This window comes from Nesterenkonia sphaerica, assembly GCF_005771565.1.
Classification (GTDB): Bacteria; Actinomycetota; Actinomycetes; order Actinomycetales; family Micrococcaceae; genus Nesterenkonia; species Nesterenkonia sphaerica.
The window spans coordinates 20,624-33,987 of the sequence record NZ_VAWA01000020.1 but is presented as its reverse complement, the minus strand read 5'-3'; the positions used below and the strand labels follow the sequence as shown (position 1 = coordinate 33,987).

Annotated in this window: 13 protein-coding genes; 12 read left to right on the top strand and 1 reads right to left on the bottom strand. The window is 64.7% G+C overall.

The window, feature by feature from the left end; translation table 11 throughout:
- Positions 1-145: 145 nt before the first annotated feature.
- Positions 146-1,027: a C40 family peptidase gene (locus FEF27_RS11625; protein ID WP_138171060.1), complete on the bottom strand. Its 882-nt coding sequence runs from the start codon at positions 1,025-1,027 to the stop codon at positions 146-148.
- A 299-nt stretch (positions 1,028-1,326) separates the two neighbouring features.
- On the opposite strand from FEF27_RS11625, the gene FEF27_RS11620 reads away from it, so the two are divergent.
- The 12 genes from FEF27_RS11620 (at position 1,327) to FEF27_RS11565 (ending at position 13,358) form a co-directional block, all read left to right on the top strand.
- Positions 1,327-1,536, top strand: coding sequence for a heavy-metal-associated domain-containing protein (locus FEF27_RS11620; protein ID WP_138171059.1), 210 nt, complete (start codon positions 1,327-1,329; stop codon positions 1,534-1,536).
- Positions 1,537-1,539: 3 nt separating this feature from the next.
- Positions 1,540-2,514, top strand: coding sequence for a heavy-metal-associated domain-containing protein (locus tag FEF27_RS11615; protein ID WP_208009840.1), 975 nt, complete (start codon positions 1,540-1,542; stop codon positions 2,512-2,514).
- A complete protein-coding gene (locus FEF27_RS11610; RefSeq protein WP_138171066.1) occupies positions 2,504-4,771 on the top strand; it encodes a heavy metal translocating P-type ATPase in 2,268 nt (755 codons plus the stop codon). Before FEF27_RS11615 ends, FEF27_RS11610 begins: the two co-directional genes overlap by 11 nt.
- 146 nt (positions 4,772-4,917) lie before the next feature.
- Complete coding sequence (locus FEF27_RS11605; RefSeq protein ID WP_138171065.1) at positions 4,918-6,918, top strand: heavy metal translocating P-type ATPase; 2,001 nt, start codon at positions 4,918-4,920, stop codon at positions 6,916-6,918.
- Positions 6,915-7,238: a metal-sensitive transcriptional regulator gene (locus tag FEF27_RS11600; RefSeq protein WP_138171058.1), complete on the top strand. Its 324-nt coding sequence runs from the start codon at positions 6,915-6,917 to the stop codon at positions 7,236-7,238. The genes FEF27_RS11605 and FEF27_RS11600 overlap by 4 nt, the downstream gene beginning before the upstream one ends.
- 61 nt (positions 7,239-7,299) lie before the next feature.
- Complete coding sequence (locus FEF27_RS11595; protein WP_243729216.1) at positions 7,300-7,974, top strand: TlpA family protein disulfide reductase; 675 nt, start codon at positions 7,300-7,302, stop codon at positions 7,972-7,974.
- Positions 7,971-8,762 carry a cytochrome c biogenesis CcdA family protein gene (locus FEF27_RS11590; protein ID WP_243729215.1) on the top strand — a complete coding sequence of 264 codons (792 nt, stop codon included), beginning with the start codon at positions 7,971-7,973 and terminating at the stop codon, positions 8,760-8,762. Before FEF27_RS11595 ends, FEF27_RS11590 begins: the two co-directional genes overlap by 4 nt.
- Positions 8,762-10,474, top strand: coding sequence for a cytochrome c biogenesis protein ResB (gene resB, locus FEF27_RS11585; protein WP_138171057.1), 1,713 nt, complete (start codon positions 8,762-8,764; stop codon positions 10,472-10,474). Before FEF27_RS11590 ends, resB begins: the two co-directional genes overlap by 1 nt.
- On the top strand, positions 10,471-11,571 hold the full coding sequence (gene ccsB, locus FEF27_RS11580; RefSeq protein WP_138171056.1) for a c-type cytochrome biogenesis protein CcsB: 1,101 nt from the start codon (positions 10,471-10,473) through the stop codon (positions 11,569-11,571). Before resB ends, ccsB begins: the two co-directional genes overlap by 4 nt.
- Positions 11,572-11,586: 15 nt before the next feature.
- Positions 11,587-11,925 carry a DUF4229 domain-containing protein gene (locus tag FEF27_RS11575; RefSeq protein ID WP_138171055.1) on the top strand — a complete coding sequence of 113 codons (339 nt, stop codon included), beginning with the start codon at positions 11,587-11,589 and terminating at the stop codon, positions 11,923-11,925.
- 76 nt (positions 11,926-12,001) lie between these two features.
- Positions 12,002-12,412 (top strand): PLDc N-terminal domain-containing protein, encoded by a 411-nt coding sequence (locus tag FEF27_RS11570; RefSeq protein ID WP_166430010.1) that lies wholly within the window; start codon positions 12,002-12,004, stop codon positions 12,410-12,412.
- A gap of 1 nt (position 12,413) precedes the next feature.
- The gene (locus tag FEF27_RS11565) at positions 12,414-13,358 is read left to right on the top strand and encodes a 1,4-dihydroxy-2-naphthoyl-CoA synthase (RefSeq protein ID WP_138171053.1); all 945 of its coding nucleotides are present in this window, start codon (positions 12,414-12,416) and stop codon (positions 13,356-13,358) included.
- Positions 13,359-13,364: the final 6 nt, after the last annotated feature.

Below are 13,364 nucleotides of genomic sequence, written 5' to 3'. Positions count from 1 at the left end.
CGATCCGCCCGTGACCAGCTCCTGGGTGACAACACCCCCCGGATCATCACAGTGACTGGGGGCAAACGATCATGCCCAGGAGCCGGACCGGACAACACCACTTATCCTGCCGGAGAACTGGTGCTCTTAGAAGCTAACGGGGGAATCAGCCTCCAGGCCGCAGGATGGAGTTGACCTGGTGCCATCCGTCATTGATGCCGTGAATCCGTACACCGCCGGAGGGGGTAGCGGAGATCACTTGGCCGTTGCCGACGTAGATTCCGCCGTGAGTGTTGTTATTGGCCAGCACAATGTCGCCCGGCTGTGGGCTGGAAACGCGGGGCAGTGAGGCGTCCATCCCATAGGTGGTGCGCGGGAGCCCGCCGCGGCCCGCCTGGTTGTAGGCCCAGTTGATGAACCCTGAGCAGTCGAAGCCTGCCGTGGTGGTGCCGCCCCACTGGTACGGCACGCCCAAACCGGCGTAGGCAGCACTGACCACAGAGCTGCTGCCACCGGCGCTGGAGGGCTCTTCCTGGCTCTCGCCTGCCACGGAGGCTTCGCTGTGGGACTGGACACCCTGGCCGTCCTGCTGCTGAGGTGCAGTAGACTCGCTCTCCGGCTCGGGCTGGGGCTCTGGTTCTGGCTCCGGCTCAGGTTCGGGCTCTGGTTCGGGCTCGGGCTGGGGCTCTGGCTCGGGCTCTGGTTCAGGCTCCGGCTCCGGCTCTGGCTCTGGGGCGGATTCGGAGGAGAGCGCGGGGCGCTCAAATGCGAGCTCCACTTCCGTGGAGGCGCTGACTGCCGGAGCAGACACGTCGGAGGCTCGTTCGACGGTGAGTTCCGAGGTGTTCAGCTGCACGGTCGCGGCGCCGCGGCCCTCCTCGGACTCCGCATTGGCGTGGGCCGCCACGCCGCTGGTGACCACCAGGCCGGAGGCAGCCAACACTGCTGCGGCAGCCCGGCCGGCCGAGGTGGCGTTTGTCAGGGCGAGGGTCTTGCTGGCCGCGCGGCGACGAGCGCGGCGCGTGTCATGCATCGTAGTGTCTGTCACGTCTGAAACCTTCTTTACAGATTGCGGTAGTTCGTCGAGTGCCTGGCCCGAGCCTGGGCCTGCTATCGGTGGGGAGACCCACCGGAATCGGCACCACTCGGGATCCGCGCCCTACCATATAACAATTCCGTAACAGTGTCACAACTTGGTAACGGCGCCGTGTCATTCGCGTGTGAACACCGCGGCATGTTGAGGCAGATCGGTTGACAGGCATACCCAGTGGGGGTATAAAGTAGTCGATACACATACCCCCTTAGGGTATTTTTCAGTGAAAAGTACACGCGAAAGAGAGGCACCCGATGGCCACCACCGAGTACCAGGTAACCGGCATGAGCTGCGGACACTGTGAGAAGGCCGTGCGTTCCGAGGTCGGAGAGATCGAGGGTGTGACCGGCATCGAGGTCAGCGCCGAAAATGGCCGGTTGGCCGTCACCAGTGAAGAGCCCATCGACGATGCCGCGGTGCTTGCCGCGGTCGATGAGGCTGGCTTCACCGCAGTCAGGAGCTGAGCCATGAACGCGCCTGCGCGTCTGGGCGTGTACGGACTGATCCTGGCGGCGGTGTTCACCGTGGCGGGCCTGACCGCCAGCGTCGTGGTTCCCGAGGAGACAGTGCAATCCTGGATTGAGGAGGCCCCAGAAGACCAGCACGGCGCTGCCGCCAACGACGCCCAGCGCCACGACGGCCCATCGCAGACTCCCGATCTTGACGCAAGCTCCATGGGCCTGGCCTCGGCGCAAGAGGGCTATCAGCTGAGCATCACCAGCGCCCCGGCCGAACAAGGCACCCTCGGCGAGCTTTCGCTGGTGGTCACCGGCACCGAAGGGGATCCGGTCACCGATTTTGAGCTCTCCCACGAACAAGAGCTGCACCTCATCGTCGTGCGTGCTGACGGGGAGCATTTTCGCCACGTCCACCCGGACCGGAATACCGACGGGGTGTGGACGATCCCGTGGGAATGGCCAGCAGGCGGTTCCTACCGTCTCTACGCCGACTTTGTCCCTGCAGACACCGGAGAAGCGGTGACGCTCTCAAGCACAGTCCAGGTCGCCGGCGACTACACACCGGCTCCGGCAGCCGAACCGGTCACTGAGACCACTGTGGAAGGATTCCGGGTGAGCGTCGAAGGTGAGCTGCTCGCCGGCAAGACCTCAGAGCTGACCCTGACAGTCACCCGAGGGGACGAGCCGGTCACCGATCTTGAGCCGTACCTCGGGGCTCTTGGACACCTGGTGGCCCTGCGCGAGGGCGACCTGGCCTACCTCCATGTCCACCCGCACCGGGACACCGCGCACCCCGATGAGACCGCCGGCCCGGAAATCACCTTCGAGGTCACCGCCCCCACTGTGAGTCACTACCTGCTGTATCTGGACTTCCAGGTCGACGGCGAAGTGCACACCGCTGCGCTGGCCCTCACTGCCACCGCTGCTGACGAGGACGCGGCCCAGCAGAATCCGGATCAGGAAGCAGAAGATGATGACCACTGACCAGCCCAGCACGGATGTTGACCTCACCGATCTGGAACTCAAGATTGGTGGTATGACCTGCGCGTCCTGCGCGAACCGCATCGAGAAGAAACTCAACAAACTCGACGGCGTGGAAGCCAGCGTGAACTATGCGACAGAGAAGGCAAGTGTCAGCGTGACGGCCGGGTACGACCCGAGTCTGCTGATTGCCGAAGTCGAGAAGACCGGGTACACCGCTGAGCTTCCGCCCTCCGACCGAGACACCGCTGCAGCAGCGCCCGACCCGGGCGAAGCACCTGAGGACGCTGAGCTTAGGGTGCTCAAACAGCGCCTGATCGGCTCAGCAGTGCTCTCTGTGCCAGTGATTGCCATGGCGATGGTCCCCGCCCTGCAGTTTGACTACTGGGGGTTTGCCTCCCTGGCCCTGGCAGCCCCCGTGGTGGTGTGGGCTGGGTGGCCTTTCCACAAGGCCGCCTGGGTGAACCTCAAGCACGGTGCAGCGACCATGGACACCTTGATCTCGGTCGGTACCAGTGCGGCGCTGATCTGGTCGGTCATCGCCCTGTTCTTGGGCACTGCAGGTCAGCCCGGCGTGGTCCACCCCTTCGAGCTCACTATTTCCCGCACCGACGGTTTCAGCCACATTTACCTCGAGGTGGGCGCTGGGGTCATCACCTTCATCCTGCTGGGCCGGTACTTTGAGAAGCGGTCCAAGCGCCAGGCCGGCGCCGCTCTGCGCGCCCTATTGGACCTTGGGGCAAAAGAGGTCTCGGTGCTGCGCAATGGTAAGGAGGAACGGCTCCCCATTGAGCAACTCTCGGTCGGCGATGAGTTCATCGTCCGCCCCGGAGAGAAGATCGCCACCGACGGCACCATCACCTCGGGAACTTCCGCCATTGATGCCTCCATGCTTACGGGTGAATCCGTGCCCGTGGAAGTCTCGGCTGGAGATCACGTCACCGGCGCCACCGTCAACGCCGGGGGTCGGCTGACGGTACGGGCCACCCGGGTGGGTTCGGACACCCAGCTTGCGCAGATGGCGAAGATGGTCGAAGACGCCCAGTCCGGCAAAGCTGAGATTCAGCGTCTGGCTGACCGGTTCTCCTCAGTGTTTGTGCCCGTGGCCATCGCGATCGCGGTTGCTGCCCTGGGTGGGTGGCTGGGCGCTGGCTTTCCGGTGAGCGCGGCCTTCACGGCCACAGTGGCCGTTCTCATCATTGCTTGTCCGTGTGCCCTAGGACTTGCCACGCCCACCGCACTGCTGGTCGGCACCGGGCGCGGGGCCCAGCTGGGTGTACTGATCAAGGGTCCGGAGATCCTGGAGTCCACCCGCAGAGTCGACACGATTGTGCTGGATAAGACCGGCACCGTCACCACCGGGAAGATGACGTTGGTCGACGTGGTGAACGCCGAAGGCGTTCCGCGAAGCGAGTTGTTGCGCCTTGCCGGAGGGTTGGAGGACTACTCAGAACACCCCATTGCGCAAGCGATCGCGTCCGCAGCCCGCGCGGAAGTCGGTCCGCTGCCTACTCCGGAGGCGTTCGAGAACATTGAGGGCAGGGGTGTCCAGGGTGTTGTCGAAAGACACACGGTGGTCGCCGGGCGCGAGGCGCTGCTGAATGAGAGATCTATGCCCCTCGACACCCACCTGGCCGGTGCCAAGGAAGCAGCTGAAGCGCAGGGGAAAACCGCAGTGGTCGTGGGTTGGGGTGGGCAGGCGCGCGGAGTGCTGGTCGTCGCTGATCAGATCAAGTCCACTTCTGCTGAAGCGGTCACCCAGTTCCGGAGACTGGGGCTCACCCCGGTGCTGCTGACCGGAGACAACACAACGGTGGCGCACCAGGTGGCCCGAGAGGTGGGGATTGAGCAGGTCATCGCTGAAGTGCTTCCTGCGGACAAGGTCGACGTCGTCGCCCGCCTCCAGCGTGAGGGCCGAGTCGTGGCGATGGTCGGTGACGGAGTCAATGACGCCCCAGCGCTGGCCCAGGCTGACCTCGGACTGGCAATGGGGGCGGGGACCGACGTCGCCATTGAGGCGGCCGAGATCACCCTAGTGCGCGGTGACCTGCGTGCGGCAGCCGACGCCATTCGTCTGGCCCGCAGGACGCTGCGGACCATTAAGCAGAATCTCTTCTGGGCCTTCGTGTACAACACCACTGCCATTCCGATCGCAGCCTTCGGGCTGCTCAACCCCATGCTGGCCGGCGCCGCGATGGCCTTCTCCAGCGTTTCCGTGGTCACCAATAGCCTTCGTCTCAGGAGATTCCAGGGCCAATGAATCAACATCCACCTTCCTCACCTCCACACCAGCCCGCCGGGCACGAACATCACCACCCTGGCCACGGCGGGGCACCGCACGGCCAGAACGATTCGCACCACGATCACGGAGACCATGTGGGGCAGTTTCGCCGGCTGTTCTGGATCATGCTCCTCCTGGGCATCCCGGTGGTGGCTTTCAATCCGATGTTTGCCGACTTGGTGGGCTACCACCTGCCTCATCAGACGTGGGTCTGGTGGGTCTCCCCAGTGCTGGGCACGGTGGTTTACCTGTGGGGAGGCCAGCCGTTCCTCAGCGGTGCCCTCTCAGAAATACGTACCCGACAGCCCGGTATGATGCTGCTGATCGGCCTGGCGATCACCGTGGCATTCCTCGCCTCCTGGAGCGCGAGTCTGGGGCTTGTGGATCACCAGCTGAATTTCTGGTGGGAAATGGCCCTGCTGATAGTCATCATGCTGCTGGGTCATTGGATCGAGATGAGGTCACTGGCCCACACCATGTCGGCGCTGGACTCCCTGGCCGCACTGCTTCCGGATGAGGCGGAAAAGATCGTGGGGTCAGACATCGTGAAGGTCGCCCCGGCCGAGCTGCGGGTCGGAGACACAGTCATCGTCCGGCCGGGAGCCTCGGTGCCTGCTGATGGGACCATCGTCGATGGCACCGCACATATGGATGAGTCCATGGTCACCGGCGAATCGAAACCGGTCCGTCGTGAGACTGGTGAGCCGGTTGTCGCCGGCACTGTGGCCACCGACTCCGGTGTGCGCGTCGAAGTCACCGCCGTGGGGGACCAGACAGCGCTGGCGGGGATCCAGAAGCTCGTCGCTGAGGCCCAGGCCTCCACCTCGCGGGCACAGCGCATCGCCGACACCGCTGCCGCCTGGCTTTTCTGGTTCGCACTCGCTGCCGCGGCAGTCACCGCGGTCACGTGGGCGGTGCTCGGCATGCCGGACGCTGCAGTGGTGCGCACCATCACCGTGCTGGTGATTGCCTGTCCCCATGCCCTCGGTTTGGCGATCCCACTGGTCGTCTCCATCGCCACCGAACGCGCAGCCCGCGGCGGGGTGCTGGTCAAGGACCGTCTGGCACTGGAGTCGATGCGCACGGTCACCGCCGTGCTTTTCGACAAGACCGGCACACTGACCAAGGGGCAGCCGACACTCACCGCGCTCGCTGCAGTGGATGAACGCTACGAGGCCGAGGTGCTGGCCCTCGCCGCTGCCGCCGAGTCGGACAGTGAGCACCCGCTTGCGCGCGCCATCGTGGCCGCTGCCGCCACTGGGCAGCGCCAGCTTCCCCGGGCCACACACTTCTCTTCCTCTCCGGCGGTGGGAGTCAGGGCCACAGTAGATGGCACCGTGGTCGAGGTAGGTGGCCCATATCTGCTCGAGGAGCGCGGGGTCGCGGAACTGCCGGTGGCCGATCAATGGCGGCGGGAGGGCGCGATCATTCTCCACGTGCTTGCCGACGGTGAGGTCATCGGCGCGCTGCGGCTCGACGACGAGATCCGGCCCGAGTCTCGTCAGGCGGTGGATGCGCTGCACATCCGGGGGGTGCAGGTCGTCATGATCACCGGAGATGCCCAAGCGGTTGCCGAGACCGTGGCAAGGGACCTCGGCATCGACCGGGTGTTCGCCGGTGTGCGCCCCGAGCACAAGGCCGCGAAAGTGGCCGAACTGCAGGACGACGGCCAGAAAGTCGCGATGGTCGGGGACGGCGTCAATGACGCACCCGCCCTGGCGCAAGCTGACGTGGGCATCGCCATCGGTGCCGGCACCGACGTTGCCATCGGCTCAGCTGGTGTCATTCTCGCCTCCTCCGACCCCAGATCCGTGCTGTCAGTCTTCGAGCTCTCCCGGGCCAGCTACCGCAAGATGAAGCAGAACCTCTGGTGGGCGGCCGGGTACAACATCGCCGCCGTGCCACTGGCCGCCGGCGCATTGGCACCGGTGGGGTTCGTGCTGCCGATGAGCATCGGCGCGCTGTTGATGTCCGCCTCCACTGTGGTGGTGGCGCTCAATGCACAACTGCTGCGCCGGCTTGACCTCGCCCCGCAGACCAGCACCAGCAGGATCCTCAAGCACACTCCAGCGCCGCAACGTCCCGCACCACAACCCGTCCCACAGAGCAGGAGAGCAGGCTCATGAGCGCCGCCACGCCTTCCACCCCCCACAGCGAAAGTCATGGTCACGGCTACATCAGCGACAAGGCCCGCTACCTGGCGCGGCTGAAACGTATCGAGGGGCAGGCCCGGGGAATCCACCGCATGGTGGATGAGGACACCTACTGCATAGACATCCTCACCCAGATCAGCGCGATCACCTCCGCGTTGAACAACGTCGCGCTCGGCTTGCTCGACGACCACCTCAAACACTGCGTGGCGGGAGCCGCGCAGGATGGCGGCGCCGAGGTCGAGGCGAAGATCCGGGAAGCCTCCGAGGCCATAGCTCGATTGGTGCGGAAGTGAGTATGGCCGCGCAGTTCCACGATTGGCCGCCCACTTCTACCATCTGTAGAATTCAGTACTGATGCTCCCCACCGACTCTCCCGCACCCCGTCGCACCCTCCGGTCGATGGCCGCGGCAGTGCTGGCCGCCGGGCTGCTGCTGACCGCCTGCGGTGCCGACGGCAACGACGACCTCGCTCAGCGAGCCTCCAATGATGGCACCAACTACATCGCCGGAGACGGGTCCGTGCAGGAGATCGCGGCAGAAAATCGCGGCGAAGCGGTGACATTTGAGTCAGAGACCTTCGAAGGTGAAACCGTCACCGCAGAGACCTTCCAGGGCGAGGTCAGCGTGATCAACTTCTGGTACGCCGCGTGTGCCCCATGCCGCAAAGAAGCCCCGGACCTGCAGGCAATCTACGAAGAGTTCGAAGCCGACTCTGTGCAGTTCTACGGAGTCAACACCCGGGACACCCAGCCCACTGCTGAGGCGTTTGAGCGGACTTTCGGAATCACCTATCCCTCTATGGAAGACCGCGGCGGCAGTGTGCTGATGTCCATGACGAGCTATGTGCATCCCTCGGCCGTGCCCACCACCTTGGTGCTCGACCGACAGGGCCGGGTCTCCGCCCGGATCAGCGGCCTCGTGGACCCGGGGACCCTGCGGGCTCTGATCAGCACGGCCTTGGAGGAAGACCAGGCCCAGGCGGAAGCGGCTGTGAGCGAGGAAGCCGCAGCAACCCTGCCCACCCTATGAGCCTGAATCCCTTGCCGCCAGCGGCGATGGCCTCGAACCCCTTCGCCGAGATCGTCTCGGACGGCTCGCTGCTGATCGCCGCCCCGGTGGCGCTGCTGGCGGGTCTGGTGTCCTTTCTCTCCCCCTGCGTGCTTCCCCTGGTCCCCGGCTACCTCGGATACGTCACCGGCCTGTCCGGGGCGGATCTGCAGGAGCGCGCCCGGTCCCGAATGGTGCTCGGCGCCTCCCTGTTCGTGCTTGGGTTCAGCGTGGTGTTCCTGCTCATCGGTGCCGTGTTCGTCCAAGCCACCGTCTGGCTCCGATTTGACGGGGCGTGGGTGACCCAGGTGCTAGGCGGCGTCGTCATCTTGATGGGCCTGATCTTCATGGGTGCGGTCAACCTTTTTCAGCGCGAACGCAAGATTCACCGGCGCCCGCCGGACGGGCTGCTGGGGGCGCCGCTGCTTGGGGCCACCTTCGGCATCGGGTGGGCCCCCTGCATGGGACCCACCCTGGCTGCGGTGCTGGCACTGGTCGTCGGAGACCCCGGCGGAGCGGAGCACACCCGAGGCGCGGCGCTGGTCTTCATCTACTGCCTGGGACTCGGCGTTCCCTTCATCTTGATCAGCCTGGGAATGCAGCGCGGAATGCGGACCCTGAGCTTCTTCACACGGCATAAGCGCACTGTCATGCGCGCAGGAGGCGGGCTGCTGGTACTCATCGGCCTGCTAATGGCCACCGGCATCTGGAACACCTGGGTGTGGGCGCTGCAGGATTGGTTCCAATCAGAGATTGTGATGCCCATTTGATGAGCACTGAGAACGACGCCGCCCCTGAGACCCAGCCCTCGGCTCACCGTGACAACGCTCGCGAGGACGCTCTGAATGAGGCTCAGGGTGTGGCCAAGAAGGACGTCACCGCCCCTGCCCTGGGCGTGACTGGGATGCTTCGCTGGGCATGGACCCAGCTGACGTCCATGCGCACCGCGCTGATGCTCCTGCTGCTGCTGGCCATCGCCGCGGTGCCGGGTTCGATCTTCCCGCAGCGGGTCCAAGACTCGTTCGCCGTGCGTACCTACATCGAGGACAACCCCACGCTGGGTCCGATTCTGGACTTCTTCCAGATCTTTGACGTCTACTCCTCGGTCTGGTTCTCCGCCATCTACATCCTGCTGTTCATCTCACTGATCGGCTGCATAGTTCCGCGCACCCGCAAGCACTATCAGCAGATGGTCAGCCCCCCACCGCGGACCCCCCGCCGGTTGGAGCGACTTCCCGAATATGGGGCGCTGGAGCTCGAGGCTGCCGGTGAGGCGACCAGCCCCGAACAAGCACTCAGCGACGCCGCGAGCATGCTGAAGAAACGCCGTTACCGGGTCGATGTCCGGCGCAATGGCGACGGCACCGGATCGGTGGGTGCTGAGAAGGGCTACCTGCGGGAGATCGGCAACATCGTCTTCCACGTCTCTTTGGTGGGAGTGCTCATCTTCGTCGCAGCCGGTGCCATGTTCAGCTACCGGGGCCAGAAGGTGATGATCGAGGATGAGGCCTTCGTCAACGCGCTGGTCGCTTATGACAACTTCTACCCCGGCACGTGGTTCCAGGAAGAGAACCTCGAACCATTCTCCATCCGGTTAGACAGCTTCGAACGGGCCTTCGACCGGCAGCTCTTCAACGGAGAGCCCAACCCTCACTACGGTCAGGCACTGGACTTCACCGCCGATGTCACCGTCCAAGACGGCCCCGAGGCCGAGCCCGAGCAGACAGAGCTCAAAGTGAACCACCCGCTCTCGCTCGGAGGTGGGGCGCAGATCTACCTGGTGGGCAATGGCTACGCACCGGTGGTCACCGTGCGGGACGGAGAGGGAGAGGTCGCCTTCTCCGGACCGGTGATCACCCGGCCGGACGATCCGGTCTACACCTCCATGGCAGTGGTCAAAGCCCCCGACGCGTCCCCGGAGCAACTCGGCTTTGTGGGACTGTTCTTGCCCACCGCGCACGACACCGGAGATGGGTTGGCGATCTCAGCGGACCCGGAACTGGGCAACCCTGAGCTGCATCTGAACTCCTACGCCGGAGACCTCGGACTCGACGAGGGCGTACCCCAAAACGTCTATGTGCTTGACACCGAAGACCTCACCGAGCTCAACACTCGCGAGACCGAACACGGCGCCATCACCCTGGCCCTCGGTGAGACCCACCAACTGCCGGATGGCCTGGGGTCCATAGAGTTCGAGGAAGTCCAGGACTACATCGCCATCGACATCCACTACAACCCCGGCACCACCTACATTCTGATCTTCGCCATGACGGCCACCGCCGGGCTCATCGCCAGTCTCTTTCTGCGACGACGCCGAGCCTGGGTCACCGTCGAAGCCAATGAGCACGGTCGTACACTGGTCAAATACGGCCTGCTCGCCCGCGGCGAAGATTTCCGGCTCCGCGATGAGAACATCGCCCTGCGCACCCAGTTCGAGAAGGCCTGGCCGGTCCGTCCCCCAGAGGAGAACAACGAGTCATGATTGCAGCTCCGCTGTCCACACATCTGGCCCCCATCAACGTGCAGCTGGCCGAATACTCCGAGCTGTTCATGCTGATCAGCGCCTTCATCTACACCCTGGCGTTCATCCTGTTCACCGTGGACACCGTCCGCAGCTCCGCCACGATCCGCCGAGTGGAGGCTGAACTCTCCGCTGAGCAGCAGCGTGAGCGTGCACAACGCTTGGTGGGCGCTTCCGCGCCGAACGACGCTGTCGCGCCCAATGATGCCGCCCCACCGCGGGCCAGCGATGAAGACCTTGTCGACGACGATCTTGCCTATGTCGGCACCACCCGGCCATTTGCGAACGTGGCGGTGGCACTGACTGCGGTGGCCGCTGCAGCTCATGGCTTCGCCGTCGTCGCCCGTGGGCTTGCGGCAAGCCGCTGGCCGACAGCAAATATGTTCGAATTTCTCACCGCGGCCGCACTGGTGGTCAGTGTGGTCTACCTGGCCGGTCTCATCCGCCGCGACCTGCGGTTCTTAGGCGTCTTTGTACTGGGACTGGTGGTGACGATGATGGCTGGTGCCACCATCGGCTTCCCCACCCCCATCGGCCACGTGCAGCCGGCGCTGCAGAGCCCCTGGATCGCCATCCATGTCACCCTGGCGGTGCTGGCCATGGCGGTGTTCACCCTCACGTTCGCCATGAATCTGCTCCAGCTGCTCCAGTCCCGCCGTGAACGGGTTCTGGACGGTGCACCCAAAGGCAGATTTGAACGTGGACTGGCCACGAATCAGTTCATGCGCCTGGTGCCCAGCGCCTTCTCGTTGGAGTCCTGGGCCTACCGGCTCAACGCCGTCGGTTTCGTCTTCTGGACTTTGGGTCCCATGATCACCGGCGCAATATGGGCCAACGAGTCCTGGGGCAGATATTGGGGATGGGACCCCAAGGAAGTGTGGACGTTTGTGATCTGGGTGGTCTACGCCGGCTACCTGCACGCCCGGGCCACCCGAGGCTGGACCGGGAACCGTGCCGCATGGCTGTCGATCATTGGCTTCATCTGCATCATCATCAACTACACCGTGGTCAATATGTGGTTCCCCGGACTGCACTCCTACGCCGGGCTGCCGGAATGAGCGGAGGATCTGCGCATGGCTGTGCTTAAGTATTCGGTGCTCAGGCTGGGCATCTTCGCCGTCGTCTTCTTCGGCTGTCTCTACATCAACCTGGGGCGTTTCACCTTCATCTTCGCGGTGCTGATCGGCCTGGCTGTCTCCTGGATGGTCAGCTACCTCTTCTTCAACTCGTGGAGGGTGGAAGCCGGGGAGCAGCTGGCCCGCTGGGTCGGGCGGCGCCGGCGCTCCACGTCCGAGCAGCAGGACAATGCGGCTGAGGACCAATTGGCAGAGCGTTTCCACGAACATCCCGCGGAACCTGTCGCGGAGCCGGACGAGGCTGACCCCGATCAACCGGGACGCTCTGACCGGTGATCGCACGGGTCCGCGGTGGGTCCGCGCGGAGCGGAAACCGCCACGTCACAGGTCTGCGTCTACTACCCTAGATGCCATGGTTCGGGTTTTTATGGCTGTCGGCGTCGTCGCACTTGGCCTGCTGATTTACAGCACGGTCGACTGCATTCAGACACCCAGGCACAAGGTGCGCGTGCTGCCCAAGTCCGCCTGGCTGCCGATCATCATTCTGCTGCCGCTGTTGGGAGCCGGGCTGTGGCTGGGCTTCGGCAAGGCCCGAGGAGGCAACGGAGGCGGCGGCGGCCGGCGGAAGGGTCCCATGGCCCCGGATGATGATCCGGAGTTCCTCCGGAATGTCGAGTTTCAGCGCCGTCAGGCTCAGCGCCGCGAAGAAGAGGCCCGGCGCCAAGCTGAGGAGAATCGCCGTAAGCGGGAGGCTGAGCGGCGCGCTGCGGAGAAGAAACAAGAGAAGAAGGATGATGACCGCGGAGCGGGGCCCAACGACTGACATGAACCTTCCCCCCAACGTCTCGGACACCTTCGACCCCCACCAGTGGCGTGTGGTCGAGGGCTTTGACTTCACCGACATCACCTACCACCGCCGAGTCCAGCGTTCTCCCGATGGCTCCATCGTCCAAGATCTGCCGGCAGTGCGGGTCGCCTTCGACCGACCAGAGGTCCGCAACGCGTTCCGTCCCCACACGGTGGACGAGCTGTACCGAGCGTTGGACCATGCACGGATGACCCCGGATGTGGCCGCGGTTCTGCTGACCGGCAACGGCCCCTCGGCCAAGGACGGCGGCCACTCCTTCTGCTCGGGAGGTGACCAACGCATCCGCGGGCGCGACGGCTACCGCTACGCAGAAGGGGAGACCTCAGAGACGATCGACCCGGCGAAGGCCGGGCGGCTGCACATCTTGGAAGTCCAGCGACTCATCCGCACCATGCCCAAGGTGGTGATCGCGGTGGTTAATGGCTGGGCCGCAGGAGGCGGGCACTCCCTGCACGTGGTCTGCGACCTCACGATCGCCTCACGCCAGCACGGAAAGTTCAAGCAGACCGACGCCACGGTGGGGTCCTTCGACGCCGGTTACGGTTCCGCGCTGCTGGCCAGGCAGGTGGGCCAGAAGAAGGCGCGGGAGATCTTCTTTCTCGCCCGGGAGCACAGCGCCGAAGATATGGTGGCCGCCGGCGCGGTCAACGAGGCGGTGGCCCACGAGGAGCTGGAGACAGTCGCCCTGGGCTACGCCACGGATATCGCGGGGCAGTCGCCGCAGGCGGTACGGATGCTGAAGTTCGCTTTCAACGCCCCCGATGACGGGCTGGCCGGCCAGCAGGTCTTCGCCGGGGAAGCCACCCGCATGGGGTACATGACTGACGAAGCTGTCGAGGGCCGCGACGCCTTCCTGCAGAAGCGGCCGCCGAATTGGTCCGACTTTCCTTACTACTACTGAACGAGG

Excerpts from the sequence above, each read along its gene's own strand:
- FEF27_RS11620 (WP_138171059.1), top strand. The coding sequence starts at position 1,327 with ATGGCCACCACCGAGTACCAGGTAACCGGCATGAGCTGCGGACACTGT.
- FEF27_RS11615 (WP_208009840.1), top strand. The coding sequence starts at position 1,540 with ATGAACGCGCCTGCGCGTCTGGGCGTGTACGGACTGATCCTGGCGGCG.
- FEF27_RS11610 (WP_138171066.1), top strand. The coding sequence starts at position 2,504 with ATGACCACTGACCAGCCCAGCACGGATGTTGACCTCACCGATCTGGAA.
- FEF27_RS11605 (WP_138171065.1), top strand. The coding sequence starts at position 4,918 with ATGCTCCTCCTGGGCATCCCGGTGGTGGCTTTCAATCCGATGTTTGCC.
- FEF27_RS11600 (WP_138171058.1), top strand. The coding sequence starts at position 6,915 with ATGAGCGCCGCCACGCCTTCCACCCCCCACAGCGAAAGTCATGGTCAC.
- FEF27_RS11595 (WP_243729216.1), top strand. The coding sequence starts at position 7,300 with ATGCTCCCCACCGACTCTCCCGCACCCCGTCGCACCCTCCGGTCGATG.
- FEF27_RS11590 (WP_243729215.1), top strand. The coding sequence starts at position 7,971 with ATGAGCCTGAATCCCTTGCCGCCAGCGGCGATGGCCTCGAACCCCTTC.
- resB (WP_138171057.1), top strand. The coding sequence starts at position 8,762 with ATGAGCACTGAGAACGACGCCGCCCCTGAGACCCAGCCCTCGGCTCAC.
- ccsB (WP_138171056.1), top strand. The coding sequence starts at position 10,471 with ATGATTGCAGCTCCGCTGTCCACACATCTGGCCCCCATCAACGTGCAG.
- FEF27_RS11575 (WP_138171055.1), top strand. The coding sequence starts at position 11,587 with ATGGCTGTGCTTAAGTATTCGGTGCTCAGGCTGGGCATCTTCGCCGTC.
- FEF27_RS11570 (WP_166430010.1), top strand. The coding sequence starts at position 12,002 with ATGGTTCGGGTTTTTATGGCTGTCGGCGTCGTCGCACTTGGCCTGCTG.
- FEF27_RS11565 (WP_138171053.1), top strand. The coding sequence starts at position 12,414 with ATGAACCTTCCCCCCAACGTCTCGGACACCTTCGACCCCCACCAGTGG.